Raw genomic sequence first — 26,455 nt, 5'->3', positions numbered from 1 at the left:
CGCGCACGTTGGAGAGCGCCATGCTGACCACTCTGATCGTCATCGCCGTCATCGTCGCCGTGGTGCTGTTCGTCATCGTCGGCGCCTACAACAGGCTGGTCGCCCTGGATCAGCGCGCCGACCAGTCGTTCGCCGACATCGACGTGCAGCTGAAGCAGCGCCAGGACCTGATCCCCAATCTGGTCGAGACCGTGAAGGGCTATGCCTCGCACGAGCGTGGCACGCTCGACGCCGTCACCCAGGCTCGCGCCGCCGCCGCCGGGGCCACCTCGGTCAACGACAAGGTCGAGGCCGAGAACATGCTCACGGCGTCGCTGGGTCGCCTGTTCGCCGTCGCCGAGGCCTATCCGGACCTCAAGGCCAACACCAACTATCTCGAGCTGCAGCGCGAGCTGTCGGACATCGAGAACAAGCTGGCTGCCGCCCGCCGCTTCTTCAACAACGCGGTCTCCGAGTTCAACGCCGTCCGCCGCCAGTTTCCGACCGTTCTGTTCGCCGGCATGGTCGGCTTCAGCGCAGACAAGCCCTTCTTCGATGTGGGCGAGGGCGAGCGCGCCACCCTGACCGCCGCCCCGCCCAAGGTCAGCTTCACGGCGTAAGGGGCTGAATTGATGGGTGCCGTCGGGCTCCAGACCCATATATGGGCGAATAATACCCGCTCGCTGCTGCTGCTGGCCGGCTTCCCCGTGCTGATGATCGGCATCATCTACGGCGTCCAGCTGATCCTGATGGGGATCGGCTTCCTGCCGGGAACGGGCAGGGGGCTCGGCGACGACATGGCGCTGGCGGCGTCATGGCTGGGCGGCACCGTGCCCTTGGCGCTCGGCGTGGCCGGCATCTGGTTCGCCATCTCCTACTTCGGCAGCCAGACCATGATCGACCTCATGACCGGCGCGCGGAAGGTTGAGAGGAAGTCTGAGCCGGACCTCTACAACCTGCTGGAAAACCTCGCGATCTCGCGCGGACTTCGCACGCCAACCCTGCGCGTGATCGACAACGACAGCCTGAACGCCTTCGCCACCGGCCTGCACGAGGGCCAGTACAGCGTGACCGTTACCCGCGGGCTGGTTCAGACCCTGACCCGGGACGAGCTGGAGGCGGTTCTGGCCCACGAGCTGACGCACATCATCAACAAGGATGTGCGGACCATGGTGATCGCCTCGATCTTCGCGGGGATCATCAGCGTCATCGCCGAACTGGTCTTCCGGGGCCTGCTGTACTCGCGTGGCGGCGGCCGCCGCGACAACAAGAACGCCCTGCCGCTGATCCTGATCGGCCTGGCCTTTGCCGCGGTCGGCTTCGCTCTCGCCATCGTCATCCGCATGATGCTGTCGCGGACCCGGGAATATGTCGCCGATGCCGGCGCGGTCGAGCTGACCAAGAACCCCGACGCCATGATCTCGGCCCTGCGCAAGGTCGAGGGCCGGTCTTCGCTCAAGGGGCCGGACGAACTGCAGCAGCTGTTCCTCGACAACCAGCCGAATGGTGTCGGCCTCGAAGGCCTGTTCGCTACCCACCCGCCGATCCAGAAGCGCATCGATGCCCTGGTGAAGTTCGGGGGCGGAATTGATCCGGGGGCGTGATCCGGAGACCGGATAGGCTCCGGACCTTCGGGCTACGACACGTCCGTGCCCGCGGCCGGCTGATCCAGCAGCCGTTCCCAACCCAGCCGGGTCAGCTGTTCCATCGGCCGGAAGTCGGCCTTGTAGTCCATCTTGCGCGAACCCCTGACCCAGTAGCCGAGGTAGACGAACGGCAGGTTCACGATCAGCGCCTGGCGCACATGGTCCAGGATGGCGAACCGTCCGAGACTGCGCGCCTCCATTGCCGGATCGAAGAAGCTGTAGACCATCGACAGCCCGTCCCCGAGCAGGTCGGTCAGGCAAACGCCCACCAGATCGCCCGGTCCGCCGTCGGAAGAGGGCAGGCGGTATTCGATCAGGTGGGTACGGACGGCTGTGTCCTCGACCATGGCGACGTAGTCGAGCCAGCTCATGCCGCTCATGCCGCCGCCCGGATGGCGGCCGTGCAGATACCGGCGCAGCAGGTCGAACTGCTCGGTCGTCGCCTCGGCCTCCACCAGATCGCGTGACAGGTCGGCGTTGCGTTTCAGCACCTTGCGCTGGGAGCGCGAGAAGGCGAACTCCGGCACCGGCAGCCGCACGGAAACGCAGGCGTCGCACGCTTCGCATGCCGGTCGATAGGCGATGTTCTGGCTGCGGCGGAAGCCGGCCTGGGTCAGCTCATCATTGACATGGGCGCCTTCACTGAAGGGCAGGTTGGCGAACACCTTCCGCTCGGTCTGCCCCGGCAGGTACGGGCAGGGGGCCACCGAGGTCATGTAGAAGCGAAGCTGGCGCTGCGGAACAAAGGTCACGGCGTCAGGTCCGCATCCAATTTCGCCGACAGGGGGGCAGCCGCATGCTCATGACATGATTTGCGCCCGCGTCGGCCCCGGGGGCAAGCCCGTTCGCCCCACACGGAGGTGCGGGGCGAACCCTCACAGGCTGGTGTCCGTCGGCAGGACCGGTGCTTCCCGCAGCAGCACGATGGCGATCCGCCGGTTGCCGGCCAGGGTCGGATCGTCGGGATAGAGCGGATCGGACCCGGCCTTGCCCGAGACCTGATAGACCCGATCCCCGTCGACCCCGGCCGCCTGAAGGATCAACCGCGACGCATTGGCGCGGGCCGACGACAGGGTCCAGTCATTGGGGCCGGTGGCCCGGCTGGAACCGGGCGCAGCCGAGGTGTGGCCCGTCACGGAAATCCGGTTGGGCAACTGGGTGATGACTTTCGAGATGGTCCGCAGCAGCAGCTGGGCCCGCGGATTCGGGCGCGCCGAGTTCTGTTCGAACATCGAGCGGCCTTCCTGGTCGACCAGCTGGATGCGCAGGCCCTCGGGCGTCTGGTCGATGATCAACTGTTTCGACAGCTCGGCCAGTTCGGGCATCGCCTGCATGGCCTGGCGAAGTGATTCGGCGGCCGACGAGAATTCGGCGGCTTCGCGCCGGGCGACTTCCTCCTCCAGGGCGGCGTCGCTGGCAGCGGCGAGGTTCTGGCTCTGGCCGGCGTCCTGGGGCGCATCCGGCGGAGCCTCGGGCGAGAGCTGGCTCATCACGGACTGCGATCCGGCCCCCTTTGCCCCGTCGTCGCCCAGCGACGTACCGCCCAGGATGCCGCCCGAACCCGACGTCGTCTGCGACACACTGGCCGGCGCGAAATACTCCGCAATGCCGCGCTTCTGTTCCGGATCGGTCGTGTTGATCAGCCACATGAGCAGGAAGAAGGCCATCATCGCGGTGACGAAGTCGGCGTAGGCTACCTTCCAGGCACCGCCATGGTGGCCGCCGCCCATGACCTTCTTGACCTTCTTGATGACGATCGGACGATCGCTCATGGACATCGGACGCGGCCTCGGCGGTAAAACACGAAGCAACGATGGACGCCGCAGGGTTAATGCCACGTTTCCCATGCGGCCGGGCCTTGCTCCGACGCGAGGCGTCGCCTAGTCGTCGCTCCGTGAGCACCCCATCAGATCCTGTCTTTGATATCCCGGCCTATCGCCGTGCGCTGGGCGGTTTCGCGACCGGCGTCTGCGTCGTCACGGCGCATACGGAGGAGGGGCCCTACGGCATCACGGTCAACTCCTTCACCTCGGTGTCGCTCGACCCGCCGCTGGTTCTCTGGTGCCTGGACCGGGGGTCGGATCGTCATGACGCCTTCGCCGCCGCGGAACGATTCGCCATCCACATGCTGCCGGTCGAGGACCGGGAGATGTCGGACCGTTTCGCCTGGGGGGTATGCCGGCTTTCGTCCGACGAGTTCGACAGCCAGAGTCCTGAACCGCCGCGTTTGATGAATGCCCTAACCCGACTTGAGTGTGTCGCGGCCGACCGGATCGTTCTGGGCGACCATCTGGTCGTCGTCGGTGCCGTGGAGCGGTTCGAGACGCGGCCCGGCGCGGCCCTGACCTATTATCGCGGCCGCTACGGCGTCGCCCTGGAGCCCGAGGCATGAAGATCGGCTTTGCAGGTCTCGGCGTCATGGGCGGCCCGATGGCACGGCATCTGGTTCATGCAGGGCATGACGTCACGGGCTTCAATCGCAGCCCTGACAAGGCCAGGACGTGGGCCGCCGCCCACGGTGGCCGGTTCGCGGCGAGGATCGCGGAGGCCGCGGACGGGGCGGAGCTGTTCATCCTTTGCGTCGGGAACGACGAGGACGTCCGGCAGGTCGTCAGCGAGGCGTTGTCGCATCTGGGTGCAGGCGCGGTCATCGTCGACCACACGACCACTTCGGCCCGGGTTGCGCGGGAGATGGCCGCGCTGGCGGCGGAAGATGGCCGCCAGTTCATCGACGCTCCGGTGTCCGGCGGACAGGCCGGGGCGGAGAATGGCCAACTCAGCGTCATGGCGGGTGGCGACGCGGCTGCGCTGGCGCGAGTCGAACCGGCGCTGATGGCCTATTCGAAGGCGGTCAAACACATGGGGCCGTCCGGATCCGGCCAGCTGACCAAGATGGTCAACCAGATCGCCATCGCCGGGGTCGTCCAGGGCCTCGCCGAGGCGGTTCATTTCGCCGAGGTCGCCGGCCTCGATACCACCGCGACCTATGATGCCATTTCCAAGGGTGCAGCCCAGTCCTGGCAGATGGACAACCGCTGGAAAACCATGGCCGAGGGACAGTTCGAGTTCGGCTTTGCGGTCGACTGGATGCGCAAGGATCTGGGTCTGGTGCTGGATGAAGCCCGTTCCAACGGTGCGCATCTGGCGCTGACGGCCTTGGTGGATCAGTTCTATTCCGAGGTTCAGGCCATGGGCGGCGCGCGCTGGGACACGTCCAGTCTGGCGGCGCGTCTGCAGGACCGGAAGCCTCTCGCCTGAACATGACATTCGACACAAGAGGTTCACCGCCCGGTCGTCCCCGTGTGGCTGCCCTGTAACAGCTTGACCGTAGACCTGCGCCGCATCGGGCAGGGGGTTGGGCATGCTTCAGATTCGGTCCGTGACGGAGCGCGTCCGGTCAGGGCACCGGATGCTTCGAGGTCGCCCCCGCGCATTCGCGGTCCTGATCACGGCTCTTCTTCTCGCCGCTGTTCCCCTGATCGGAAGCGCCCGCACGGCGTCGCTGGCCAGCCGCTCTGTCGGATATGTCGGATCGACGACCGACGGCGGGCACTATGACTACGCGGGACTGGTTCACGTCCACACGACCTATTCGGACGATGCCACCGGAACCTATGAAGACCTGGCCCGGGTCGCGGGCGACCAGGGAATCCGGTTCCTGGTCGTTACCGATCACGAGACCCTGAAAGCCGTCGGGGACGGCAAACAGGGCTGGCGCGACGGCGTCCTGATGCTGACCGGCGTCGAAAACGCCCGACCTGAAGGGCACCTGCTCGGGATGAGCATAACGACCGCACCCGACAAGGGGGAAGTCCCCACATCGGCCTATCTGCATGCGATCAAGGCACAGGACGGTCATCGACGGTATCGAAATCCTAGATCTGGCAGTCCAGTTCTACGCCGCACCGCTGGAAGCCAAGCTGGCAGCTGTTGCCATGCTGCCCGTCAACCGGATGGCGGGCTATCTCGAACTGGGCACCAAGGCCGAGCCCGCGCTCCGCATGTGGGACCGGATCACCCAGCAGCGCCGGTTCGTCGGCCTCTACGCCGCTGATCTTCACCAGGCCGTCGAGCTTTGGGGCGAAGAGAAGATGGTCTTTCCGCCGGCGGAGGACGTCATGCGGATCGCTCGCAACCACATCGTTTCGGCCAGGCCGTTTTCGGGTGAGTTCACCGCCGATTCGGCCCTTGTGTACGGCGCGATCCGGGCCGGGCATCTGTATGTGGCGGTGGATGTTCTCGGCGATTCCACCGGGTTCATGTTCAAGGCGAGCAATCGCGATTCCGTCGCCTGGATGGGTGACGAGATCCGCGTCGCGCCCGGAACGCGTTACACGGTGGAGCTGCCGGCGAACGGCCGGAAGCTGGGAGCGGTCGTGCGTGTCCTGCGTAACGGGATCGAAGTCGCGCAGTCTGCGGCGGGACAGCGCGTCTACCACTATGTGGACGACCGGCCGGGGGTTTACAGGGTTGAGGTCACGACGATGGTTCCGACCGCGTTCGGGGCCGATCGCGAGATGACCTGGATCTACGCCAACCCGATCTATGCCCGGGGCGTGCCGGGTTGATCGAGGCCTGAAGATCGAGATATCATTTCACATAATATATCTTATGCGCATTCCGTGTCCATGTTGAGAGGCACGGCTATCGTCCTGCCGCAGAACGCTCCTCCGCATCCATCAGGGCAATCGCTTCCCTCACATAAACAGCGTGCGCGACCAGTCCGATCCCCAGGGGCTCGTCCGACGGTCGCACCTCGGACGTCAGGACGCCGGCGATGAACGGATGATCAGGCTGAATCGTCCCCGGCAACTTGCGCGCCGATGGCGTCCAGAAAACGGGGCCGCCTGAGTTTCCGGGAAAGACTGGAAAATCAAGTAGAAAGACCGGAAATTTGTCTACAGGCGTCAGCGGCCAGGACGCGACCCTACCGACGCGCAGGATGGGAAACCCCGCCGTATTCGAAGCATAGCCCCGCGGAAAACCCAGTGTGAACAGCTCAATCGCGGATGCGCAGTGGCTCGGGCGAGAAGCGCCAGCCCCCTTCCGGACTCTCGACCCTCCAGCCGACCCGGGCCTCGGCGGCCGGCATGCCGCCCAGAACGTGGTTGGCGGTCACCAGAACCGTGCGCGGTTCGCCGTTCGGTCGCGGGGCATCAATCAGGAAGGCCGTGCCCACCCGACGGGTGCCGTCGCCATTCATCTGGTCGATCTGCACCGTGGCGTTGATCAGGCCAACCGTCAGGTCCCACGACGGCAATACGAGCCCCGCCAGGGGCGTCGGGTCCTGAACCGGTTCTGGCGGGGTCTGAAGTTCGAACATCGTCCTATCGGGACAGCGGCATTTGTTCATTTGACGGCGGGTCGCCCGCGCGCACAAGGTCCGGGCTCATTTCAGGGGCCTTTCGATGAACCGCCGCGATCTGCTCGCCACGTCCGCCGCAGTCCTGGCCGCGACGGCCCTTCCCGCCCAAGCCCGAACAACCGGAGCCTCGATGCCCCAAGGTACGCCCGTCCCGCCCGTCGCCAGAAAGATACCGGTGACCATCGAACAGCTGGGGCGCGTGCGCACCGACGACTATCAGTGGATGAAGGACGACAACTGGCAGACCGTCCTGCGCGACCCGACGGTCATCAAGGCCGACGTGAAGGCGCATCTCGATGCCGAGAATGCCTATCGCGAGGCGATGATGGCCTCGACCCTGCCGCTGCAGGCGGCGATGTTCGAGGAGATGAAGGGGCGGATCAAGGAGGCGGACAGCTCGGTCCCCTCGCCTGACGGCCCTTGGGAGTATTACGTCGAGTACCGGACCGGCGACCAGCATCCGCGTTACATGCGAAAGCCCCGGGCGGGTGGCGCAGGCCAGTTGCTGCTTGACGCGAACGCCCTGGCGGAGGGCAAGGCCTATTCCGAAGTCTCGGCGGCGGACCACAGTCCCGACCACGCCCTGTTCGCCTACGCAGAGGACGCCCAGGGGTCCGAGGTGCACAACATCGATATCAAGGACCTGGCGACCGGCGCGGTCCTGCCCGATCCGATCGGCTCGGCCGTGGGCGACTTCACCTTCTCCCCCGACAACCAGTGGATCTTCTGGACCAACCGCGACGACAACGGACGGCCGGACAAGATCTTCCGTCGGCCCGCGCGCGGCGGCGAGACCAGCCTGGTCTATGAGGAAGCCGACGACGGCATGTTCATCAGCGTCGGCCGCACCGCCGATGACGCCTTCATCCGGATCTCGATCGCCAATCAGGAGACCTCGGAAGCGCGCGTCATCCCGGCGGCCACGCCGACCGCGACGCCGGTCGTTCTGGAACCGCGTCAGGTCGGCCGACTGTATGACGCCGATCACTGGGGTGACCGCTGGGTCATCCGCACCAACGCCGATGACGCGGTCGACTTCAAGATCGTCGAGGCCCCGACAGCAACCCCCGGCAAGACCTATTGGACCGACCTCGTTCAGCATACACCGGGCCGCTACATCGAGGGCGTGGCGCTGGTGAAGGACTATGTGGGCCGTCAGGAACGCGCCGACGCCAATACGAAGATCGTCATCCGCGACCGCTCAGGCACCGAACACGAGATCGCGGTGGATGAACCCGCCTACTCCCTGTCGCTGGGCGGGGCCTCGGAGTTCGACACCACGGTCATGCGCTATGGCTACAACTCGCCGTCCACACCAACCTCGACCTATGACTACGACCTGGCGACCCGCCAGCGCACCCTGCGCAAGGTGCAGGAGGTGCCGTCCGGACATGATCCGTCCGACTATGTGGTCGAACGGCTGAACGCCCCGACCGCCGATGGCGAGCTGGTGCCGGTGACCGTGTTGCGCCGCAAGTCCACGCCGGTCGACGGCTCGGCCCCGCTGCTGCTCTACGGCTACGGCTCGTACGGGATCCCGATGGCCGCGAGCTTCTCGACCAACCGTCTGTCGCTGGTCGACCGCGGCTGGATCTACGCCATCGCCCACATCCGGGGCGGGTCGGACAAGGGCTGGGGCTGGTTCCTGAACGCCCGTCGGGCCACCAAGAAGAACACCTTCACCGACTTCATCGCCGCCGCCGAGCATCTGATCGCGAGCGGCCACGGCAAGGCCGGGCATATCGTGGCCCAGGGCGGTTCCGCCGGCGGCCTGCTGATGGGGGCGGTCAACAATATGCGGCCCGATCTGTGGGCCGGCGTCATCGGCCAAGTGCCTTTCGTGGATGTGATCAACACCATGAGCGACACCAGCCTGCCGCTGACGCCGCCCGAATGGCCCGAGTGGGGCAATCCGATCGAGGATCCCGAGGCCTACGACTATATGATGAGCTACAGCCCGTATGATCAGGTCGGGCCGATGGCCTATCCGGCGGTGCTGGCGACGGGCGGTCTGTCCGATCCCCGGGTGACGTACTGGGAACCGGAGAAATGGGTGGCGAAGCTGCGGCCGGCCACGACCTCGGGCAAGCCGATCCTGCTGAAGATCAACATGGAAGCCGGCCACGGGGGGGCATCGGGCCGGTTCGACTATCTGAAGGAGGTCGCCCACGACTATGCCTTCGCGGTCTGGGCCATCGACAAGGGCTGGGAGCGCGCCTGATCCACGCGACCGTTCCATGATCCCTGTGCTCCGAAACGCCGAAGCCAATGACCTTAGGGCCATCACGGCCCTGTACGGACGAGAGGTCGAAGGCGGGACAGCGACGTTCGAGACCTCGCCACCAACCCTGGACGAGATGTCCCGCCGTTTCGCAGCCGTGAAGGGTCACGGCCTGCCGTGGCTGGTCGCCGAGGTCGATGGCCGCTTTGCCGGCTATGCCTATGCCTCGCCGTTCCGACCGCGTCCGGCCTATCGCTACGGAGTCGAGGGCTCGATCTATGTCGAGGAGACGGCGCGCGGTCATGGTGTGGGTCGTGCCCTGTTGATCGCCCTGATCGAACGGAGCCGCGAGATGGGCCTGCGGCACATCATCGGTGCCGTCAGCGACAGCGACACCAGCGCCGCCTCGATCGCACTTCACCGCTCGCTGGGTTTCCGCGAGGCGGGCGTCTATCGCCAGGTCGGATGGAAGTTCGAGCGCTGGCTGGACGTCACCCTGATGCAACTCGACCTCGCGCCCGAGGGCGATCCGCCGCGAACACCGGGGCTGGATCTGACCGGCGGGCTGGCTTGAGGCACCACGCGCCGCGTCGGCCGTAACGTTACTGCGACACCACGGTGGCCGCCGGCGGCGTCAGCCATGGGGCCAGACGAAACCGGCGTGGCGGCTCGCCGAGGGTCCGATGCTGGATCAATTGGCGTGCGAAAGCGATCACGGCGCAGATGGTCGCCTCATCGAACGGCTTTGAGACCGCCCCCAGAGCGCCGGCGAAGCCTTCGGGAATCTGTTCAGGATTGGCGGTCAGGAAGACGACGGCGCAGCCGAACTCATCGACCATCCGCCGGCCGATCTCCGGGCCGGTCAGGCCGTCCAGCAGGTTGAGGTCGATCAGGGCCAGCTCAGGCCGTTCCCGCTCGGCGATCGCGAAGGCTCCGGACCTGTCCATGGCGCAGCCCACGATATCGCAGCCGCACTCTCCCAGCACCAGTTCCAGCTCCATGGCGAGCAGGGCCTGGTCTTCGACGATCATGACCCGAAGGTCAGGTAGATTCGACACGCAACACCCCCCGCGAACCGGCCCCTTACAAGAGCTGTGTCCGTTAGCGGACAGTCGAACGCGTGCCGGCCGAATTGGTTCGCCCTGTCAGGACAATCCCGTGCTTTTCAACGCGCGAGCGTACGACGACGGAGAAAATGCACCGGTGGATTGAAACCGTGGCCGACTCCACTCGGCACCCGGGACCTTCGGATCTCACCAGGCGGCCCGATCCGGACAGCCGTCAGAAACGTCCGACGAGGTGCCTGAGCTTGGATCCGGCGATCGCAGACGCCAGCACGGCCTCCGTCAATCCCGGACGCAGGTCTCGCGTGATGTCAGGGGAGGCGGATGGCTGGGGAACAAGGACTCGAACCTTGAATGACGGTACCAAAAACCGGAGTGTTACCATTACACCATTCCCCAGCAGGTCCGGCGCATCCGGGGCCGAAGCGCCGGAAGGCGGTCGAGATACGCGAAGGCCGCGGGCGATGCAAGAACCGGTTTCGAGACTATTTTCCCGGACCGTGAAACGGCGCTTGCGGGCGCGAAAGGCCGTGGCTATAAGCCCCCTCCTCAAGTCGGAGTGTGGCTCAGCCTGGTAGAGCACTGCGTTCGGGACGCAGGGGTCGGAGGTTCGAATCCTCTCACTCCGACCATCTTTCCGCGGAAAGAAGAGACCGCCCTGCGGGGCCCGAGGCACCCCGGCCTCAATCCACCGCCCTTGCCGCCACGGCATTCAGATGCGCCCCGACCGCTTCGATGGTGCGGTCGCCGAGCGCCTTGCGGCGAGCCAGCAGGTCGGGCGAGCCGGCGTCGTAGTCGGCCATCAACCGCTTCACGAAAGAGCCGTCGCGGACCTCGGTCAGGACATCGTCCATCGCCGCGCGCGAGGGCTCGCCGATGATCCGGGGACCGGTCAGATAGGCCCCGTATTCGGCCGTGTTGGAGATCTTGGCGAAGGCCCCGGCGATGCCGCGCTCGAACATCAGGTCGGTGACCAGCTTGACCTCGTAGAAGCATTCGAACCAGGCGACCTCGGGCGGATAGCCGGCCTTGACCAGTTTCATGAAGGCCGTGTCGATGAGTTCGCCGACCCCGCCGCACAGCACCACCTGTTCGCCGAACAGATCGCTTTCGCATTCGGCGGCGAAGGTGGTCTCGAGAATACCCTTGCGGCCACAGCCCAGGGCGGCGGCATAGGACAGGCCCAGGGCATGGGCCCCGCCGGTCGCGTCCTGATGCACCCCGAACAGGGCGAAGACCCCCTGCCCTTCGACATAGAGATCGCGGATGCGCGGGCCGATTCCCTTGGGCGAGGCGAGAATGACGTCGAGATCCGCGCGCGGTTGAACCAGACCGAACCGGACCGAAAGGCCATGGGCAAAGATAAGGGCCGCGCCGGGCTTCATCGCCGGGGCCAGTTCGTCGCGCCACAGGTCACGGTGGGCCTCATCCGAAACCATGACGGCGACGACGTCGGCACCGGCCGCGGCCTCGCCGGCGGTCAGGATGGGGAAACCGTCAGCCTCGGCCTTCGCCCGGGTCGCCGAGCCGGCCTTCAGGCCGACGACGATGTCGCCGACGCCGGAGTCGCGGAGGTTCAACGCATGGGTCCGGCCCTGGCTGCCGTAGCCGATGACGGCGACGCGCTTGACGCGGATGATCGATAGGTCGCAGTCGCGGTCATGGAATACGGGCAGCGTTGTGGCTATCTGATCGGTCATGAGCACCCTGATAACGCCATCCGACGTCGTCGGCTTCTGGAAAGAGGCCGGATCGAAAAAGTGGTTCGCGCGCGACGAGGCCTTTGACGCCCTGTTCCGGCAATGGCTCGAGACCGCCCACTTCATGGCCGCCCGGCGCGAACTGGATCATTGGGCCGAAACGCCGGAGGGTTCACTGGCCCTGCTGATCCTGCTGGACCAGTTTCCGCGCAACGTCTTCCGGGGCACGGGTCACGCCTTCGCCACCGACCCGCTGGCGCGGCATTTCGCCATCATGGCGCTGGACGACCGGCAGGACCACGCGGTCGAGAACGACCTGCGCCGGTTCTTCTATCTGCCGCTGCAGCATGCCGAGGACAGGGCGTTGCAGGATCGACAGCTGGCCTTGTTCCAGACCATGGAGCGCGCCGCCGACGATCGCTGGGCCGAGCACCATCACAAGGTCATCGACCGGTTCGGCCGCTTCCCGCACCGCAACCGCGCCCTGGGCCGGGAGACGACCCCGGAAGAGCAGGCGTTTCTGGATGCCGACGGCTTTCGGGGCTGACCGACGGTGCACCGCTGCCGTGAGTGCGAAACCGTGCTGCAGGAAGGCCGGAACTGGCACGCCTCGTACGCGGCGCGCACCTATCGCCACTGCATGGACTGCGCCCGCGCCTATTCGCGGCGGCGGTACGGCCTGATCCAGCCCGGGGTGAAGCGACGCAAGCCTGTCGGCGTCAGTTCCGGCAAGCCCATCACCGTCAAGCGTGACTGGGCCGTGAAGAACCGCGCGCAGCTGGCGCAGGCCCGGCGGGATCGAACGCGGGACTGATCGACCCACAGGCCGGCACGTTTCTGTGAGCAAGCCCATCTCGCGCCTGCCAAGGCGACCGAATCAGCGCCACTGTTGCGGGATGAACGCCCAGGTCCTCCTTGCAGACGTCCACGCCCGCGCCGGCGCCGTCGCGGCCGATCATCCGGAGTGGCAGTATCTCAATCTGCTGCGCGACATCCTCGACAACGGCAGCCAGCGCGACGACCGGACGGGCACGGGGACGCTGGGGGTATTCGGGCGGCAGATGCGGTTTGATCTGGCGAAGGGCTTTCCGGTCCTGACGACCAAGAAGCTGCACCTGCGCTCGATCATCGTCGAACTGCTGTGGTTCCTGCGCGGCGAGACCAATATCGGCTGGTTGAAGGACAACGGCGTTTCGATCTGGAACGAATGGGCCGACGCCGAGGGCGAGCTGGGCCCGGTCTATGGCAAGCAGTGGCGGTCGTGGGCCGCGCCGGACGGCCGGATGATCGACCAGATCACCAAACTGGTCGAGGGGCTGAAGACCAACCCCAACAGCCGACGGCACATCGTCTCGGCCTGGAACCCCGCCGATGTCGACGACATGGCCCTGCCGCCCTGCCACTGCCTGTTCCAGTTCTTCGTCGCCGACGGCAAGCTGAGCTGCCAGCTGTACCAGCGCAGCGCAGACGTCTTCCTCGGCGTGCCGTTCAACATCGCCTCCTACGCCCTGCTGACCATGATGGTGGCGCAGGTGTGCGGGCTGAAGCCGGGCGAGTTCGTCCACACCTTCGGCGACGCTCACCTGTATCTGAACCACGTCGAACAGGCCGAGCTGCAGCTGGGCCGCGAGCCCCTGCCCGCCCCGACCATGACGATCACGCCGCGCGACGACCTGTTCGCCTATCGCCTCGAGGATTTCGTGCTGGAAGGCTATGAGCCCTGGCCGCATATCAAGGCACCGGTCGCCATCTGATGTCCCTCGATCTGAAGGGGCTGCAGGCCGACGTCCTGCGCATCTCCGATCTCTATGCCGAGCAGCACGGGATCGACCGCTCGGGCGACTGGGCGCTGTTGAAGCTGCAGGAAGAGCTGGGCGAATTGACTGCCGAGCATCTGCGTATGAGCGGGCGGGCGCGTGGCACGGCTGACGCCGGCAAGCTGGGCGACGAGGCGGCGGATGTGCTGGGCATGCTACTGATCTATTGCGACCGGGCGGGGATCGATCTTGAACAGGCCATGCAGCGCAAATGGCTGCATTGGCTGGAGCCCCGTTGATGGCGATTGCAAAACTGGTTCTGGTCGTCGCCCGGGCCCGCAACGGCGTGATCGGTCGCGACGGCGACCTGCCCTGGCGGCTGCGCAGTGATCTGCAGCAGTTCAAGGCCATCACCGTCGGCAAGCCCTGCATCATGGGCCGCAAGACGTGGGAGAGCCTGCCGCTCAAGCCCCTGCCCGGCCGGTTGAACCTGGTGCTGTCGCGCGATGAATCGTTCACGGCGCGCGGGGCGCTGGCCTGCACCACCCTGGACGAGGCGATCGAGATTGCGCGCGAGACGGCCGAGGAGGACGGGGTCGATGAGATCTGCGTCATCGGCGGCACGGCCCTGTTCGAAAAGGCCCTGCCCCGGGCGAAGCGGCTGTATCTGACCGAGGTCGAGGCCGAGCCCGAGGGCGATGCGGTCTTCCCGGCGTTCGACGAGGGGGCCTTTGTCGAGCTGTCGTCGGAGGCGCATCCGGCGGGCGAGAAAGACGATCACGCCTTCGTCTTCCGTGTTCTCGAAAGGAAATGACCATGCTGATCGTGACCACCAATGATGCGCCCGGATACCGGATCGTGAAGACCCTGGGGCTGGCGCGGGGCATCACAGTGCGATCGCGGAACATCGTCTCTGACGCCATCGGCGGGCTGCAATCGATGCTGGGCGGCCGGGTGGGTGCCTACGTCAAACTGGCCGAGACCTCGCGGTCGGAGGCTTATGAGGAACTGGTCGCCCACGCCCAGGGCATGGGGGCCAACGCCGTGATCGCCATGCGCTACGAGGCGAACGAGATCATGGAAGGCGTCACCGAAGTGCTGGCCTATGGGACCGCTGTGGTGGTTGAGCCGGCGTAAGTGGCTGCCGGCTGGCCATCAGCCACCCACCATCCATCACTTCGCGTCCGGCATCGCATCCGTTCGACACAGCCGGTCCCACAGCCTGAAATACAGGCCGTAATTGGTCTTCATATGGGTGTGGTGACGGCTGTGGTGGGTGGCCGTGATCAGGTGCGCGCCGGGGCCTGAACGCACCCAGCGGTCGGGCCACATCTCCCAGCCGCAGTGGTTCATGACGGCGGTGACGGTCATCAGCGTCAGCAGGGCGACGACGACCCAGAGATTGATCGGGATCAGGAAGACCAGCAGCGGCAGGACCCAGGCCGTCAGCATGGCCTCGATGGGGTCGAAGGCGAAGCTGGCGAAGGGGCTGGGTTCGCGGCTGCGATGGTGGCCGGCGTGGGTCAGGGCGAACAGGCGCGGATGATGCAGCAGGCGGTGCGTCCAGTAATAGTGGGTGTCCTGGATCAGCAGCAGCAGCAGGAAACTGACCGGCAGCCACCATAATCCGTATACGGATGGTTCGAGATACAGGCGTGTGCCGCCGGCCTTGAAGGCCTCGAGCGCGATCGCGGCCGGAAAGGCGTAGATGGGGGTCGAGATCAGCGAATAGCGGATTTCCTGCAGCATCAGCCGGCGTGACGGCCGCTCGCGATTGAGCTGGCGACCGACGCCGCCCGCGCGGCCCCACAGCATCCACCAGACCCCGCCCGCGAGCAGCAGGTAGCGCGCCCCGATGATCAGGCTGAGCCAGAGTGTGGTGATGAGCACGGCCGCGATCATGGACGGATCCTAGAGGCCCGAACCCAGAGGGGCGAGGGTCGAAAAGGTCGCTCCCTGCGCCTCGACCTCGCCCCTCCCCGCTCTCGTCAGCTCAGCGTCATCAGGGCAGCGCCCTGGAAGTCCTCGAGTTCGTCGAGGCGGCCGTCGCGGACCTTGGCCACCCAGTTCGGATCGGCCAGCAGGGCGCGGCCGACGGCAACCAGGTCGAACTCGTCCTTTTCCAGACGCGCAATCAGCCCGTCCAGCGAAGCCGGCTTCGAGCCCGCGCCGCCGAACGAGGCGATGAACTCGCCGTCCAGCCCGACCGAGCCGACGGTGATGGTCGGCAGGCCGGTGATCTTCTTGGTCCAGCCGGCGAAATTCAGCTCCGAGCCCTCGAACTCCGGCTCCCAGAAGCGGCGCTGCGAGCAGTGGAAGACGTCGACACCGGCCTCGACCAGCGGGGCCAGCCATTCGCCGAGCTCTTCCGGCGTCAGGGCGTTCTGCACCGCATAGTCCTGCAGCTTCCACTGCGACAGACGCATGATCAGGGCCATGTCGGGACCGACGCCCTCGCGCACGGCCTTGACCACCTCGGCACCGAAGCGGGCGCGCTCGCGGATCGTGGACCCGCCCCAGCGGTCGTCGCGGTCATTCAGGCCCGACCAGAAGAACTGATCGATCAGATAGCCGTGGGCGGCGTGGATCTCGACCGCGTCAAAGCCGAGTTCGCGCGTGGCACGGGCGGATCGGCCGAAGGCGGCGATGGTGTCGGCGATGTCTTCATCTGACATCGGCTCAAGACCGCGCTTGCCGGGCGACGTCATGCCCGACGGGCTGTCGACCTTGCCCAGAGGGGCCCAGTTCTCACCCCGGCCGCGCGCCGAGCCGACATGCCAGATCTGCGGAGCGATCAGGCCGCCGGCTGCGTGGACTTCCTCGACCACCTTCTTCCATTCCGGCAGGGCCTCGCCGTGGAAAACGGGAACATTGGCGTCATTGCGGGCGGCGGGCCGTTCGACGACCGTGCCCTCGGTGACGATCAGGCCGACTCCGCCCTCGGCCCGTCGACGGTAGTAGGCGGCGACGTCGCTGGTCGGGACCCCGCCGGGCGAGAAGGACCGCGTCATCGGGGCCATGACGATGCGGTTGGGCATCTTCAGGGACTTGACCTGGAAGGGGCGGAACAGGGCGTCGACGCTCATCGGGAATCTCGGGGCGAAGGGAGAGGAACCGACAAGGTGGCGACTACAGTTTCGTTTGGAAACCCTCAGAGGCCGAGTTTTTTCGCGACCGCCTCCGCGATCCCCGCGAAGCGCGCGGCGAGGTCCCCGTCGGGGGCGTTCAGAACCGTCGGGAGCCCTGCGTCACCGGCTTCGCGGAAGGCCGCGTCCAGCGGCAGGGTCCCGAGGAAGGCGATGGACAGCCGCTCCGCTTCGGCCTTCGCCCCGCCCTCGCCGAACACCGGGCCGCTCATGTTCTCGATCAGGCCGAGCGTCGGGACGCCGACCTTATCGAACAGGCGAAAGGCTCGGCGGGCGTCGGCCAGGGCGACTTCCTGAGGCGTGGAAACGATGACAGCCCCGTCCAGCGGTGTCTTCTGCACCAGGGTCAGCTGGACGTCACCGGTGCCCGGCGGCAGGTCGACCACGAGGATATCGAGCGGGGCCTCTTCGGTGCCCCAGGCCGTCTGCGTCAGCATCTGGGTCAGGGCCTGGGAGGCCATGGGCCCGCGCCAGATCATGGCGTCGTCAGCCTTGGTGAGCAGGCCGACGGACATGGCCTTCAGACCGTGGGCGATGTGGGGGTGCATCTTGCCGTCACTGTATTCCGGCTTGCCCGACATACCCAGCATGGTGGGCAGCGACGGGCCGTAGACATCGGCGTCGAGGACCCCGACCGACAGGCCCCGGGCCGCGAGGGCGGCGGCCAGATTGACCGAGACGGTGGACTTGCCGACCCCGCCCTTGCCGCTGGCGATGGCGAGGACACGGCGGACATGGGCGGGGCGGTCCGTCGCGACCGGTGCCCTGGGCCGGGTCTGGTCGACAGCCTCGGGCGACAGGGACGCGGTTCGGGCAGGTTTCTTGCCCGGAGCCGACTCGGCGGTCAGCACAACCGCGACCCGCGTCATGCCGGCCAGAGCCTTCAGGGCCGCCTCGGCGGCGTCGCGGACCGGGGCGTAGAGGGCCGTCTCGCCGGCGGCGACCTCCATGACGAACCCGGCGCGATCCTCGGCGACCGTCAGACCCTGAACCAGACCGGCGGCGACCAGTCCCTGCCCGCTCTTCGGATCGATGACGGCATCGAGAGCGGCGAGAACGGCGGGGCGATCGATCACGGTGGATGTCCTGCGGGTTGCGGCTGAGGGGCCTGCGTTCTATCGCCGAACACCCCTGCCTCGCGAGCCCTGAATTGTCCCCGCCTGCTTTCCCTCCGTCGATCACCCTGCTGGCCGGACCGACCGCCTCGGGCAAGTCGCGGCGCGCGCTGGAGATGGCCGCGCGGACCGGGGCCGTGATCATCAACGCCGACAGCCAACAGTTGTATGCCGACCTGCGCGTTCTGAGCGCCCGTCCGTCGGCCGGGGACGAGGCGCGGACCGGGCACCGGCTGTACGGCGTGGCTGATGCGGCGGACGGCTGGTCGGTCGGGCGCTGGAGCCGGGCGGTCCTGCCGGTGCTGGCCGAACTGGCGGCCGAGGGCCGACCGGCCCTGCTGGTGGGCGGGACAGGCCTGTATTTCACCGCCCTGACCACGGGGCTGGCGGACATTCCGGAGGTGCCGGTCGAGGTGCGTGACGCGGCCGGGACGGCCTTCGACGCCGACGGCGAGGCGGCGTTCCGGCGCAGGCTGGCGCAGCTTGACCCGGCGGCCGAGGCGCGAATCGAGGCCGGAGACCGTCAGCGGCTGACCCGGGCCTGGGCGGTGGCCCGGCACACCGGACGGGCGCTGAGCGACTGGACCGCGGGTACGACGCCCCTGCTGACGCCGGGCTCCTGGACCGGCCTGGTGATCGAGCCGGAGCGCGAGGCGCTGTACGCCCGTTGCGACGCCCGGGTCGGGGCAATGGTCGAACAGGGCGCGCTCGAGGAGGTGCGGGCCCTGGTCGCCCGAGGGCTCGACCCGGCCCTGCCGGCGATGAAGGCCGTCGGGGTGCGCGAGTTCACGGCCCATCTGGCGGGCGAGACGACGCTGGAGCAGGCGGTAGAGACCACGCGGCAGGCGACCCGCAACTATGCCAAGCGGCAGCTGACCTGGTTCAGGAACCAGACGTCGGGATGGCATCGGCACCGTGAATCCGGTGATATCCCCCTGCTCGCGCCCTGAGACGCCTGTCGCCGCGGATGCTATGCAGACGCGGGGTGCGGCGGTTGCATCGGCCAGAGCGACGTCGCCAAGGCTGGTCCGTTACGCGCGCGGGATGTCGAGAGCCAGCATGACGAACCGGGTAGACTCCCTCATCGAGAAAATCCGGGCGCTGGAGCACGACCTCGCGGCCGAGTTCGCGCGCCAGCGGTCGGGCTTCCGTTTCGGGCTGGAGCACGGTCGGGCCCGGTTCGAGGCGGAGGCGGTGCGCCGGCTGGAAGAGCGCCGGATCCACCTGATGAAGTACATCCTGGGCGCGCCCATCCTCTATGTGCTGACCGCCGCGGTGATCTGTTCGCTGATCCTGCCGTTCGCCGTGGTGGATCTCTGGGTCTCGATCTACCAGGCGGTCTGTTTCCGCGTTTACGGCATCCCGCAGGTCCCGCGGGGGCGCTACATGATCTTCGACCGGACCGGCCTGCCGTATCTCAACGCCCTCGAGAAGTTGAACTGCGCCTATTGCTCCTACGTGAACGGCGTCATCGCCTATGTCCGGGAGGTGTCGGCGCGCACCGAGCAATACTGGTGCCCGATCAAACACACCCGGCGACTGATGGGGGCCCATGGCCGCTATGCCGGGTTTCACGAATTCGGCGACGGTGACGGCTATCACAAGGCCTTGGAGGCCGCGCGCAGGGCCTTGCGCGAGGAGCGTGACGCCTGACGCCGTTCACGGTCCCACTTCGGACCTTGGAAGCCGCCGCCGGAAGGCCTATATTGGTGTTGCCGGGGCTTGCTCCGGATATGGCGATAAACGCGCTTGTAATAAGCGGACCGGACCCGGGTGCGATTCCCGGCGGCTCCACCATTTCTTCCCCGCGTTATCGGCGGAGCGAGCATGGGGCCGACTAGCATCGACGGACGTGTAAAGAAGACTGCTTTCGCCCGTCCTGGCCCACCGTATCGGGCCATTTTCTAACTGCGAACGATAACTTCGCTGGAGAAGTCGCTCTCGCCGCATAAGCGGTTCGGGTGATTTCGAACACTTAAGTCCTCAGGGATCAGTTCCTGGGGCGGGGCCGCCGGGAGCCTGCCAACAGAATCCCGGCACTTTCACCCTGTCGGCATCTTTCGCCCGCCGTCGTGCACCGCTATCAGTCGCGCGAACCATCGAGGCGACCCATGGCCGACGAAACTCCTCCAGTCGACGAGATGCACTATGAGCAGTTGGCGCAGGACGCCCTGCGCGGCGTCATCCGCTCGGCGCTCGAGCGCGCCGCCCTGCCCGAAGGCATCCCCGGCGCGCACCATTTCTACGTCACGTTCAAGACCCGGGCCCCCGGCGTCAGCATCCCGCCCGACGTGATGGCGAAATATCCCGACGAAATGACCGTCGTGCTTCAGCATCAGTACTGGGACCTGAAGGTCGAACCGACGAAATTCTCGGTTATGCTGAAATTCGGCGGCATGCCGAAGGTGCTGGCCATGCCGTACACGGCGGTCACCCGTTTCTACGATCCGTCCGTGCAGTTCCTGCTGCAGTTCGAAGCGCCGGCCACGGTCGAGGAAATCGCCGCCGAGATCGCCGCCAGCGAACCCGTCCGTACCGACCCGGTCGATACCGGCGACGATGGCCCCAAGGTCGTGTCGCTGGACCAGTTCCGCAAAAAGTAGCCCCTTCCCCTTCCCGCCTCGTCGGCTAACCTCGGTTCGCAGGAGCCGGGGAAAGCGGTCATGGGACGCGTGCTGATCATCGTACTGGCGCTCTGGGCTACGCTGACCGCGCAGGCCGCCGCGCAGGCCGCACCGCCGGCAACCGGACGCCTGGCAGGCTGGACATCGGCGATCGTCGCGGCGGACTGGCGTGACGGACGCGGTCAGCCGATCCAGGCGTTCGACAATGCACGCCGCGATCTGGTGAAGGGGTTCCTCGACGCGGGCCTGCCGCGCGCGACCATGGTTGACTTCAGCCTGAGGCCTGACGGACCGCACCCGGCAACGGCGCAAACCATCCTCGACTTCCTTTACAGGGCGGCAAGCCAGGGCACGGCGGGGTGTCTGCTGTATTTTACCTCGCATGGGACGCCGACCTCGATGGTGTTCGGCAACGCCGCGGCCATGACGCCGGACATGATGGTCAATATCGTCCGCCGGGCCTGTGGTGCGAGGCCCACGGTGGTCATTGTCTCGGCCTGCTATTCCGGCATTTTCGTCAACGCACTCGCGGCACCCAACCGGATGGTCCTGACGGCCGCCAGTCGCGAAAGGACCTCGTTCGGCTGCGCCGCGGATGAAACCTATCCCTGGTTCGACGGCTGCATCCTTGAGACGCTTCCGGGCGCGACCGACTTCCTCGCGCTGGCGGCGGGAGCGCGGGCCTGTGTGACGCGCAAGGAGCGGGACGCCGGCATCGAGCTGCCATCCGAACCGCAGCTGTTCGTCGGTGCCGACATGCAATTGCGACTGCCGACCCTGCGGTTCAGGACGGGCGGCGGGGGAAGGACCGGATCGTGATCCGCTCGCGCTCGCCCTCGCGGCGCTCGACCACCAGACGGGCGACCTGGGCGTCGTCGTGGAACAGATAGCCCTTGATGGCGTCCAGCAGGGCCTTGGCCAGGTTGTCGAGGTCCATCCACGGCGGATCGCCGACGTGCTCCATCAGGATCTCGACCGTGTAGTCACCGTATGACGGGCGCGAGTTCCATTCCTTGCGCATGAACTCATAGACCAACGGCTTGTAGTATTTGGCCTGGGTGGTCAGGCCGTCGATGGTGATTTCGATGACATCGCCGACTTCGCGCGCGCGAACCTTGCCGATACCGATCCAGCCCTGCGTCACGGCCAGCATTTCGCCGGAGCAGGGCTGATCACCCGGACGCCGCGGATGACGACGGGCGGGGTCAACAGCTCCTGACCGTTGGCGGGCAAATGCTGGATGCGTCGGGCGACGTCCAGGCCCTCCGTCAGACAGCCAAAGGCAGCGAAGCCCTGGCCATCCGGGTGGCGCGCACCACCGAAGTCGAGGCTGGGGGTGTCCTCGGTGACGATGAAGAAGCTTGAGGTCGCCGTATCCGGCCCATCGCGCGCCATGGAGATGGTGCCGGCAAGGTGCCGCAGTCCGGTATCGCGAGTCCGCTCCAGCGGGATAGAAGGCCTGAAGTCGTCGTCCGAGCCACGCGACGTCGCCGCCTGGATCACGTCGATCGGATTCGGATTGCCGGTGTTGGTCTGCCCGATGACGGTCCGGAAGAAGCTTCCGCCCAGATAGTCGCCGTCCGCCACATAGCCGAGGAAATTGCCTGTCGTGAGCGGCGCGCGAGCAGGATCCAGCGTCACGATCATCCGCCCCTGATCGGTCACCAGTTCGACGCGAGGGGCCGTTCCCTGCCCCGGGAACGAGGCGCTGCCTGCCAGATCCAGCATCCCGATCCTTTCTCCAGCGCCGCGCATCGCCGTCTCCGCCTTGTCCCCACGCCCCCCCGTGCTACACCGCAGCGCACCCAACCGCCACGTCCGAAGAGCCCTTTCCGACTATGACGCACCGCATCGAAACCGACACCTTCGGCCCCATCGAGGTCGCCTCGGATCGCTACTGGGGGGCCCAGGCACAGCGCTCGCTGGGCAACTTCAGGATCGGCTGGGAAAAGCAGCCCCTGCCGATCGTCCGGGCCCTGGGGATCGTCAAGCGTGCGGCCGCCGAAACGAACATGGCACTGGGCAAGCTGGACCAGACGTTGGGCGAGACCATCGTCACGGCGGCCAATGAGGTCATCGACGGCAAGCTGAACGAACACTTCCCCTTGGTGGTCTGGCAGACCGGCTCGGGCACCCAGTCGAACATGAACGCCAATGAGGTGATCTCGAACCGGGCCATCGAGATGCTGGGCGGGGAGATGGGCTCGAAGAAGCCGGTCCATCCCAACGACCACGTCAATATGAGCCAGTCGTCGAACGACACCTTCCCGACGGCCATGCACGTCGCCTGTGCCGAGCAGACGGTCAATGACCTGATCCCCGCGCTGAAGCATCTGCATGCGGCGCTGGACGCCAAGGCGAAGGCCTGGGACCACATCATCAAGATCGGCCGGACCCATACCCAGGACGCCACGCCCCTGACGCTCGGCCAGGAGTTCGGCGGCTATGCCCAGCAGGTGGCCAACGGGATCGAGCGCATCGAGCTGACCCTGCCCAAGCTGATGGAACTGGCCCAGGGCGGCACCGCCGTCGGCACGGGCCTGAACGCCCCCGTCGGCTTCGCGGAACAGGTTGCCGAACGGATCGCCGCCATCACCGGCCTGGCCTTCACCACGGCGCCGAACAAGTTCGAGGCCCTGGCCGCGCATGACGCCATGGTGTTCAGCCACGGGGCGATCAACACGGTGGCCGCCTCGCTGTTCAAGATCGCCAACGACATCCGCTTCCTCGGCTCGGGCCCGCGTTCCGGCCTCGGCGAACTGGCCTTGCCGGAGAACGAGCCGGGCTCCTCGATCATGCCGGGCAAGGTCAATCCGACCCAGTGCGAGGCCCTGACCCAGGTCTGCGTCCAGGTGTTCGGCAACCACGCGGCGGTGACCTTCGCCGGCTCGCAGGGGCATTTCGAGCTGAACGTCTTCAACCCGGTGATGGCCTACAATTTCCTGCAGTCGGTCCGCCTGATGGCCGATGCGGCAGTGTCGTTCACCGACAACTGCGTGGTCGGGATCGAGCCGCGCGAGGACAATATCAAGCGCGGGCTCGACAATTCCCTGATGCTGGTCACGGCCCTGAACGGCAAGCTGGGCTATGATGCCTGCGCGAAAATCGCCAAGACGGCCCACAAGAACGGCACCACCCTGCGCGAGGAAGCCGTCGGCGGCGGCTATCTGACCGACGCCGAGTTCGACGAGGCAGTTCGGCCCGAGAAGATGATCTCGCCGGGGTGATGGACACTGCGGCCTTCGAACGCGACGGCGCACTGCGGATGAAAAGCCGGCTGACCGTATCCGAGGTGGAAGGTCTCCGGGCGCTCGCCGATTATCGCATCGGCTCGCGTCCCGGCGCGCGGTTGACGGATGAACCGCGACTGACCGCCCTGCTTGCGCCAGATGGTCCTGTGGGCGAGGTGGCCGCCGCTCTGACATCACTCGCGGCTCGACCGGTGCGCGCAGTCATGTTCGACAAGACCGCCGATGCCAACTGGATCGTCGCCTGGCATCAGGACCGGACCATCGCCGTGCGCGAACGGATAGAGGTCGCGGGCTTTGGGCCGTGGTCCAGCAAGGACGAAATCCTGCATGTCGCGCCGCCGTTTGAGGTGCTGGCACGAATGCTCACAGTGCGCGTGCATCTGGATTCCGTCGACGAGACGAACGCGCCCCTCAAGGTCGCTCTCGGCTCCCATGCGCATGGCCGGGTGTCGGCAGCCGAGGCCGAAGCGGTTGCCTCGGCTGCTGCCCAAATTGTCTGTCTCGCAGCGGTGGGCGACATCTGGGCTTACCGCACCCCGATCCTGCATGCGTCCGAACGCGCCCTACGCCCCCGGCACCGACGCGTCCTTCAGGTGGACTACGCTGACTTCGATCTGCCGGGCGGCCTGGTCTGGAAGGGCCTGGCCGTCCACTGATCAGGGCTTGTCGCGGATCGTGCGGCCCACCGGGGCCAGCGCCAGCTTGGCCAGTTCCAGATCCTTCAGCGCGAAGGGGATGCCGATGATGGTGATGGCCTCGGCGAAGGCGATGACCAGGTGCGACAGGGCGATGTACCAGCCGGCGAAGATGAACCAGATGACGTTCAGGACGAGGCCCAGCGGACCGGTGCCGACGTCGAACTGGCCCATCTCGTCGCGCCAGACCACTTCGCGGCCGAAGGGCCAGAAGGAGTAGCTGGCGATCCGCCAGGCGGCGAAGGTCCACGGCAGGCCGACCACGGTCAGGGCCAGGATCGCCCCGCCCAGTAGCCACAGCAGGCCGGAAATCCAGCCACCGAAGATGAGCCACAGCACGTTGAGGATCAGGCGGATCAAGGCGGTCGTCTCCAGACGCCCGGGACGGACGCCGTAGCCAAGATAGGCAAGGCCCGCGCTGAAATCAGCGGCTCCATCGTGAATTCGCCGTAAGCTGCGGCAGCATCAGCAACCGCGCCGACTTCGCGGTGTTCGCCGAACCGGGACGGGTCTACGATGAGCCCTGCCCTACCGCCGGTCGGGTTGCACAGCGGAGGCCCGGCATGGGCGAGGTCGTCAATCTGAACAAGGCGCGCAAGGCGCGGGCGAAAACCGAAGCGAAGGCGACCGCCGCCGAAAATCGGGCCGCGCACGGGCGGTCCAGTGCAGACCGCAACCTGGCCGAGACGGAACGGGCGCGGGCAGATCGCCTGCTCGACGGCTCGAAGCTGGAGGACTGAGCCGTGAGCGACCCCCGTCAGGATCCGCGCATCAAACACGGGCTGATCCCCGTCCTCGTGGCGATGCGGGTCAAGGCGGAGCGTGATCTGCGCGAAGCGGAAGCGGCTGAAAAGGGTGAGTCGTCCGGCAAGCCGAAGAAGCCGAAGAAGAAGCGCGGCTGGTTCGGCTAGACCGCTGCGACCCGGGGCGCGCGGATCAGCAGCGCCTGTCCCGACAGCACCAGCAACAGGCCGGCCAGGGCGGGCCAGCCGAAATGCGCGCCCTCGAACAACACCGAGACCAGCATGGCGATCGGCGGTGTCAGGGCCGAGATATAGCTGGCCAGCGCATAGCCGCGGGCCCGGGCGACCGTAAAATAGACCACGAAGGCGATGACCGAGCCGAACACGGCCAGGTACAGCAGCGAGCCGAGATACTGCGGGGTCGGTTCGATGGTCCAGCTGACGCCGGTCGCCAGCCCGTAGAGCGCCAGGATCCCGGTGCCGTAGGCCATGGCCCAGGCCGTCGACGGAATGACGGCCGAGCCGGCGTTCTGGCCGCGCCAGGCGAAATAGTTGCCGAAGGCCGAGGCCGTCACCGCCAGCAGGGCAAAGCCGACACCCTCGACCGCATGCAGGCCGAGGCCCGAGCCGAGGATTTCGGACCCGGACAGCACCGCCACGCCCGCCAGCCCCAGCAGGGCCCCGGCCCAGGCGGCACGGGCCGCCTTCTGCCTGGCCACGACCCGGAAGAGCACCAGGTTCAGGAAGGCCAGGGCGGCGAAGATGACGGCCACGATGGCCGAGGCAATCCGGCCCTCGGCGGCGTAGGTGAAGCTGTAGCTGATCGAGAAGGCGAACACGCCCTGGGCCAGGGCCGCCAGATGCTGGGTCCGCGTCAGGCGTAGCGAGCGGTGGGTGACGAGGCAGCCGACAAACAGGATGATCGCGGCCAGGCCGAAGCGCCAGACGATCGAGGCCAGCGGCGCGACGCTGCCCAGCTGCAGGGTGATGGCAAACCAGGTCGTCCCCCAGATCAAGGCGCAGACGGCCACGCCGCCGATCGCCAGCAGGGTGGCGGTCGACAGGCCGAAGGCCTTCGGAACGTCGCGGGGATCGGAGCGCAGGGTCACGGGCGTCCAGTGGACGTGGGCGGTCGGCGGGGCAAGTCGG

The 26,455-nt window shown here is 66.8% G+C and carries 33 protein-coding genes, 2 tRNA genes and 1 other RNA gene; 23 read left to right on the top strand and 13 right to left on the bottom strand.

Annotated features, from left to right (window positions below; genetic code table 11):
• The first annotated feature begins 20 nt into the window (after positions 1-20).
• Positions 21-599, top strand: coding sequence for a LemA family protein (locus ACP7AS_RS08775; protein WP_426028481.1), 579 nt, complete (start codon positions 21-23; stop codon positions 597-599).
• Positions 600-611: 12 nt separating this feature from the next.
• Positions 612-1,583: a M48 family metallopeptidase gene (locus ACP7AS_RS08770; RefSeq protein ID WP_426028480.1), complete on the top strand. Its 972-nt coding sequence runs from the start codon at positions 612-614 to the stop codon at positions 1,581-1,583.
• A gap of 32 nt (positions 1,584-1,615) precedes the next feature.
• Here the strand turns inward: ACP7AS_RS08770 and ACP7AS_RS08765 are convergent, their stop codons facing one another.
• Together ACP7AS_RS08765 and ACP7AS_RS08760 are read right to left on the bottom strand one after the other, a co-directional pair.
• Positions 1,616-2,377 carry an arginyltransferase gene (locus tag ACP7AS_RS08765; protein WP_426028479.1) on the bottom strand — a complete coding sequence of 254 codons (762 nt, stop codon included), beginning with the start codon at positions 2,375-2,377 and terminating at the stop codon, positions 1,616-1,618.
• Positions 2,378-2,500: 123 nt separating this feature from the next.
• On the bottom strand, positions 2,501-3,403 hold the full coding sequence (locus ACP7AS_RS08760; protein WP_426028478.1) for a flagellar motor protein MotB: 903 nt from the start codon (positions 3,401-3,403) through the stop codon (positions 2,501-2,503).
• 116 nt (positions 3,404-3,519) lie between these two features.
• Here ACP7AS_RS08760 and ACP7AS_RS08755 point away from each other — a divergent pair, with 116 nt between their 5' ends.
• From ACP7AS_RS08755 to ACP7AS_RS08745, 3 genes are all read left to right on the top strand, one after another.
• Positions 3,520-4,017 (top strand): flavin reductase family protein, encoded by a 498-nt coding sequence (locus ACP7AS_RS08755; RefSeq protein ID WP_426028477.1) that lies wholly within the window; start codon positions 3,520-3,522, stop codon positions 4,015-4,017.
• On the top strand, positions 4,014-4,883 hold the full coding sequence (locus ACP7AS_RS08750) for an NAD(P)-dependent oxidoreductase (protein ID WP_426028476.1): 870 nt from the start codon (positions 4,014-4,016) through the stop codon (positions 4,881-4,883). Before ACP7AS_RS08755 ends, ACP7AS_RS08750 begins: the two co-directional genes overlap by 4 nt.
• 575 nt (positions 4,884-5,458) lie before the next feature.
• The gene (locus ACP7AS_RS08745; protein ID WP_426028475.1) at positions 5,459-6,193 is read left to right on the top strand and encodes a hypothetical protein; all 735 of its coding nucleotides are present in this window, start codon (positions 5,459-5,461) and stop codon (positions 6,191-6,193) included.
• 431 nt (positions 6,194-6,624) lie between these two features.
• On the opposite strand, the gene ACP7AS_RS08740 is transcribed toward ACP7AS_RS08745, so the two are convergent.
• The gene (locus ACP7AS_RS08740; protein ID WP_426028474.1) at positions 6,625-6,948 is read right to left on the bottom strand and encodes a hypothetical protein; all 324 of its coding nucleotides are present in this window, start codon (positions 6,946-6,948) and stop codon (positions 6,625-6,627) included.
• Between the two features lie 85 nt (positions 6,949-7,033).
• Between ACP7AS_RS08740 and ACP7AS_RS08735 the strand changes: the two genes are divergently transcribed.
• Both ACP7AS_RS08735 and ACP7AS_RS08730 read left to right on the top strand, forming a co-directional pair.
• Positions 7,034-9,211, top strand: a complete 2,178-nt coding sequence (locus tag ACP7AS_RS08735; RefSeq protein WP_426028473.1) for a prolyl oligopeptidase family serine peptidase — start codon at positions 7,034-7,036, stop codon at positions 9,209-9,211.
• Between the two features lie 16 nt (positions 9,212-9,227).
• A complete protein-coding gene (locus ACP7AS_RS08730; RefSeq protein WP_426028472.1) occupies positions 9,228-9,785 on the top strand; it encodes a GNAT family N-acetyltransferase in 558 nt (185 codons plus the stop codon).
• A gap of 28 nt (positions 9,786-9,813) precedes the next feature.
• Here the strand turns inward: ACP7AS_RS08730 and ACP7AS_RS08725 are convergent, their stop codons facing one another.
• Complete coding sequence (locus ACP7AS_RS08725; protein ID WP_426028471.1) at positions 9,814-10,269, bottom strand: response regulator; 456 nt, start codon at positions 10,267-10,269, stop codon at positions 9,814-9,816.
• Positions 10,270-10,600: 331 nt separating this feature from the next.
• Positions 10,601-10,674: transfer RNA gene (locus ACP7AS_RS08720), tRNA-Gln, on the bottom strand.
• A 156-nt stretch (positions 10,675-10,830) separates the two neighbouring features.
• On the opposite strand from ACP7AS_RS08720, the gene ACP7AS_RS08715 reads away from it, so the two are divergent.
• Positions 10,831-10,907, top strand: a tRNA-Pro gene (locus tag ACP7AS_RS08715).
• Between the two features lie 51 nt (positions 10,908-10,958).
• Here the strand turns inward: ACP7AS_RS08715 and ilvC are convergent.
• Positions 10,959-11,975, bottom strand: a complete 1,017-nt coding sequence (gene ilvC, locus ACP7AS_RS08710) for a ketol-acid reductoisomerase (protein ID WP_426028470.1) — start codon at positions 11,973-11,975, stop codon at positions 10,959-10,961.
• Between ilvC and ACP7AS_RS08705 the strand changes: the two genes are divergently transcribed.
• From ACP7AS_RS08705 to ACP7AS_RS08680, 6 genes are all read left to right on the top strand, one after another.
• On the top strand, positions 11,974-12,522 hold the full coding sequence (locus ACP7AS_RS08705; RefSeq protein ID WP_426028469.1) for a DUF924 family protein: 549 nt from the start codon (positions 11,974-11,976) through the stop codon (positions 12,520-12,522). The genes ilvC and ACP7AS_RS08705 overlap by 2 nt on opposite strands.
• Positions 12,523-12,528: 6 nt before the next feature.
• Positions 12,529-12,789 (top strand): hypothetical protein, encoded by a 261-nt coding sequence (locus ACP7AS_RS08700; RefSeq protein ID WP_426028468.1) that lies wholly within the window; start codon positions 12,529-12,531, stop codon positions 12,787-12,789.
• A gap of 82 nt (positions 12,790-12,871) precedes the next feature.
• Positions 12,872-13,729, top strand: a complete 858-nt coding sequence (locus tag ACP7AS_RS08695; protein ID WP_426028467.1) for a thymidylate synthase — start codon at positions 12,872-12,874, stop codon at positions 13,727-13,729.
• The gene (locus ACP7AS_RS08690; protein ID WP_426028466.1) at positions 13,729-14,031 is read left to right on the top strand and encodes a phosphoribosyl-ATP pyrophosphohydrolase; all 303 of its coding nucleotides are present in this window, start codon (positions 13,729-13,731) and stop codon (positions 14,029-14,031) included. The genes ACP7AS_RS08695 and ACP7AS_RS08690 overlap by 1 nt, the downstream gene beginning before the upstream one ends.
• Complete coding sequence (locus ACP7AS_RS08685; protein WP_426028465.1) at positions 14,031-14,546, top strand: dihydrofolate reductase; 516 nt, start codon at positions 14,031-14,033, stop codon at positions 14,544-14,546. Before ACP7AS_RS08690 ends, ACP7AS_RS08685 begins: the two co-directional genes overlap by 1 nt.
• A 2-nt stretch (positions 14,547-14,548) precedes the next feature.
• On the top strand, positions 14,549-14,869 hold the full coding sequence (locus ACP7AS_RS08680) for a YbjQ family protein (RefSeq protein ID WP_426028464.1): 321 nt from the start codon (positions 14,549-14,551) through the stop codon (positions 14,867-14,869).
• Between the two features lie 36 nt (positions 14,870-14,905).
• On the opposite strand, the gene ACP7AS_RS08675 is transcribed toward ACP7AS_RS08680, so the two are convergent.
• From ACP7AS_RS08675 to ACP7AS_RS08665, 3 genes are all read right to left on the bottom strand, one after another.
• Entirely contained in the window at positions 14,906-15,634 is a 729-nt protein-coding gene (locus ACP7AS_RS08675) for a sterol desaturase family protein (RefSeq protein WP_426028463.1), read from the bottom strand.
• A gap of 86 nt (positions 15,635-15,720) precedes the next feature.
• Positions 15,721-16,818, bottom strand: coding sequence for an NADH:flavin oxidoreductase (locus ACP7AS_RS08670; protein ID WP_426028462.1), 1,098 nt, complete (start codon positions 16,816-16,818; stop codon positions 15,721-15,723).
• A 65-nt stretch (positions 16,819-16,883) separates the two neighbouring features.
• The gene (locus ACP7AS_RS08665) at positions 16,884-17,954 is read right to left on the bottom strand and encodes a P-loop NTPase (RefSeq protein WP_426028461.1); all 1,071 of its coding nucleotides are present in this window, start codon (positions 17,952-17,954) and stop codon (positions 16,884-16,886) included.
• A 74-nt stretch (positions 17,955-18,028) separates the two neighbouring features.
• Between ACP7AS_RS08665 and miaA the strand changes: the two genes are divergently transcribed.
• From miaA to ACP7AS_RS08640, 5 genes are all read left to right on the top strand, one after another.
• Positions 18,029-18,943: a tRNA (adenosine(37)-N6)-dimethylallyltransferase MiaA gene (gene miaA, locus ACP7AS_RS08660; protein WP_426028460.1), complete on the top strand. Its 915-nt coding sequence runs from the start codon at positions 18,029-18,031 to the stop codon at positions 18,941-18,943.
• A 109-nt stretch (positions 18,944-19,052) separates the two neighbouring features.
• Positions 19,053-19,646 (top strand): hypothetical protein, encoded by a 594-nt coding sequence (locus ACP7AS_RS08655; protein WP_426028459.1) that lies wholly within the window; start codon positions 19,053-19,055, stop codon positions 19,644-19,646.
• A 22-nt stretch (positions 19,647-19,668) separates the two neighbouring features.
• Positions 19,669-20,034: a transfer-messenger RNA gene (ssrA, locus tag ACP7AS_RS08650) on the top strand.
• Between the two features lie 70 nt (positions 20,035-20,104).
• Entirely contained in the window at positions 20,105-20,596 is a 492-nt protein-coding gene (locus tag ACP7AS_RS08645; protein WP_426028458.1) for an SspB family protein, read from the top strand.
• A gap of 60 nt (positions 20,597-20,656) precedes the next feature.
• Complete coding sequence (locus ACP7AS_RS08640) at positions 20,657-21,436, top strand: C13 family peptidase (protein WP_426028457.1); 780 nt, start codon at positions 20,657-20,659, stop codon at positions 21,434-21,436.
• Here ACP7AS_RS08640 and ACP7AS_RS08635 read toward each other — a convergent pair.
• Together ACP7AS_RS08635 and ACP7AS_RS08630 are read right to left on the bottom strand one after the other, a co-directional pair.
• Positions 21,402-21,770, bottom strand: coding sequence for a RusA family crossover junction endodeoxyribonuclease (locus tag ACP7AS_RS08635; protein WP_426028456.1), 369 nt, complete (start codon positions 21,768-21,770; stop codon positions 21,402-21,404). The genes ACP7AS_RS08640 and ACP7AS_RS08635 overlap by 35 nt on opposite strands.
• Positions 21,758-22,345 (bottom strand): peptidylprolyl isomerase, encoded by a 588-nt coding sequence (locus tag ACP7AS_RS08630; protein ID WP_426028455.1) that lies wholly within the window; start codon positions 22,343-22,345, stop codon positions 21,758-21,760. The genes ACP7AS_RS08635 and ACP7AS_RS08630 overlap by 13 nt, the downstream gene beginning before the upstream one ends.
• 110 nt (positions 22,346-22,455) lie before the next feature.
• Between ACP7AS_RS08630 and fumC the strand changes: the two genes are divergently transcribed.
• Together fumC and ACP7AS_RS08620 are read left to right on the top strand one after the other, a co-directional pair.
• Entirely contained in the window at positions 22,456-23,844 is a 1,389-nt protein-coding gene (gene fumC / locus ACP7AS_RS08625; RefSeq protein ID WP_426028454.1) for a class II fumarate hydratase, read from the top strand.
• On the top strand, positions 23,844-24,524 hold the full coding sequence (locus ACP7AS_RS08620) for a phytanoyl-CoA dioxygenase family protein (RefSeq protein WP_426028453.1): 681 nt from the start codon (positions 23,844-23,846) through the stop codon (positions 24,522-24,524). The genes fumC and ACP7AS_RS08620 overlap by 1 nt, the downstream gene beginning before the upstream one ends.
• Here ACP7AS_RS08620 and ACP7AS_RS08615 read toward each other — a convergent pair whose 3' ends face one another.
• Complete coding sequence (locus ACP7AS_RS08615; protein ID WP_426028452.1) at positions 24,525-24,923, bottom strand: YccF domain-containing protein; 399 nt, start codon at positions 24,921-24,923, stop codon at positions 24,525-24,527.
• A 203-nt stretch (positions 24,924-25,126) separates the two neighbouring features.
• On the opposite strand from ACP7AS_RS08615, the gene ACP7AS_RS08610 reads away from it, so the two are divergent.
• A complete protein-coding gene (locus ACP7AS_RS08610; RefSeq protein ID WP_426028451.1) occupies positions 25,127-25,303 on the top strand; it encodes a DUF4169 family protein in 177 nt (58 codons plus the stop codon).
• A 3-nt stretch (positions 25,304-25,306) separates the two neighbouring features.
• Positions 25,307-25,474, top strand: coding sequence for a hypothetical protein (locus ACP7AS_RS08605; RefSeq protein ID WP_426028450.1), 168 nt, complete (start codon positions 25,307-25,309; stop codon positions 25,472-25,474).
• On the opposite strand, the gene ACP7AS_RS08600 is transcribed toward ACP7AS_RS08605, so the two are convergent.
• A complete protein-coding gene (locus tag ACP7AS_RS08600) occupies positions 25,471-26,415 on the bottom strand; it encodes a DMT family transporter (protein WP_426028449.1) in 945 nt (314 codons plus the stop codon). The two genes, ACP7AS_RS08605 and ACP7AS_RS08600, sit on opposite strands and share 4 nt — an antisense overlap.
• Positions 26,416-26,455 lie beyond the last annotated feature (40 nt).

The organism is Brevundimonas sp. TWP2-3-4b2, assembly GCF_049897345.1.
GTDB lineage: Bacteria > Pseudomonadota > Alphaproteobacteria > Caulobacterales > Caulobacteraceae > Brevundimonas.
This window is presented reverse-complemented; position numbering and strand designations above follow the sequence as displayed.

Coding starts and splice junctions, on each gene's coding strand:
- ACP7AS_RS08680 (WP_426028464.1), top strand. CDS start 14,549: ATGCTGATCGTGACCACCAATGATGCGCCCGGATACCGGATCGTGAAG.
- ACP7AS_RS08705 (WP_426028469.1), top strand. CDS start 11,974: ATGAGCACCCTGATAACGCCATCCGACGTCGTCGGCTTCTGGAAAGAG.
- ACP7AS_RS08695 (WP_426028467.1), top strand. CDS start 12,872: ATGAACGCCCAGGTCCTCCTTGCAGACGTCCACGCCCGCGCCGGCGCC.
- ACP7AS_RS08640 (WP_426028457.1), top strand. CDS start 20,657: ATGGGACGCGTGCTGATCATCGTACTGGCGCTCTGGGCTACGCTGACC.
- ACP7AS_RS08670 (WP_426028462.1), bottom strand. CDS start 16,818: ATGAGCGTCGACGCCCTGTTCCGCCCCTTCCAGGTCAAGTCCCTGAAG.
- fumC (WP_426028454.1), top strand. CDS start 22,456: ATGACGCACCGCATCGAAACCGACACCTTCGGCCCCATCGAGGTCGCC.
- ACP7AS_RS08610 (WP_426028451.1), top strand. CDS start 25,127: ATGGGCGAGGTCGTCAATCTGAACAAGGCGCGCAAGGCGCGGGCGAAA.
- ACP7AS_RS08635 (WP_426028456.1), bottom strand. CDS start 21,770: ATGCTGGCCGTGACGCAGGGCTGGATCGGTATCGGCAAGGTTCGCGCG.
- ACP7AS_RS08655 (WP_426028459.1), top strand. CDS start 19,053: ATGACGAACCGGGTAGACTCCCTCATCGAGAAAATCCGGGCGCTGGAG.
- ACP7AS_RS08630 (WP_426028455.1), bottom strand. CDS start 22,345: ATGCTGGATCTGGCAGGCAGCGCCTCGTTCCCGGGGCAGGGAACGGCC.
- ACP7AS_RS08740 (WP_426028474.1), bottom strand. CDS start 6,948: ATGTTCGAACTTCAGACCCCGCCAGAACCGGTTCAGGACCCGACGCCC.
- ACP7AS_RS08685 (WP_426028465.1), top strand. CDS start 14,031: ATGGCGATTGCAAAACTGGTTCTGGTCGTCGCCCGGGCCCGCAACGGC.
- ACP7AS_RS08750 (WP_426028476.1), top strand. CDS start 4,014: ATGAAGATCGGCTTTGCAGGTCTCGGCGTCATGGGCGGCCCGATGGCA.
- ilvC (WP_426028470.1), bottom strand. CDS start 11,975: ATGACCGATCAGATAGCCACAACGCTGCCCGTATTCCATGACCGCGAC.
- ACP7AS_RS08760 (WP_426028478.1), bottom strand. CDS start 3,403: ATGTCCATGAGCGATCGTCCGATCGTCATCAAGAAGGTCAAGAAGGTC.
- ACP7AS_RS08775 (WP_426028481.1), top strand. CDS start 21: ATGCTGACCACTCTGATCGTCATCGCCGTCATCGTCGCCGTGGTGCTG.
- ACP7AS_RS08745 (WP_426028475.1), top strand. CDS start 5,459: ATGCGATCAAGGCACAGGACGGTCATCGACGGTATCGAAATCCTAGAT.
- ACP7AS_RS08690 (WP_426028466.1), top strand. CDS start 13,729: ATGTCCCTCGATCTGAAGGGGCTGCAGGCCGACGTCCTGCGCATCTCC.
- ACP7AS_RS08620 (WP_426028453.1), top strand. CDS start 23,844: ATGGACACTGCGGCCTTCGAACGCGACGGCGCACTGCGGATGAAAAGC.
- ACP7AS_RS08730 (WP_426028472.1), top strand. CDS start 9,228: ATGATCCCTGTGCTCCGAAACGCCGAAGCCAATGACCTTAGGGCCATC.
- ACP7AS_RS08735 (WP_426028473.1), top strand. CDS start 7,034: ATGAACCGCCGCGATCTGCTCGCCACGTCCGCCGCAGTCCTGGCCGCG.
- ACP7AS_RS08675 (WP_426028463.1), bottom strand. CDS start 15,634: ATGATCGCGGCCGTGCTCATCACCACACTCTGGCTCAGCCTGATCATC.
- ACP7AS_RS08645 (WP_426028458.1), top strand. CDS start 20,105: ATGGCCGACGAAACTCCTCCAGTCGACGAGATGCACTATGAGCAGTTG.
- ACP7AS_RS08770 (WP_426028480.1), top strand. CDS start 612: ATGGGTGCCGTCGGGCTCCAGACCCATATATGGGCGAATAATACCCGC.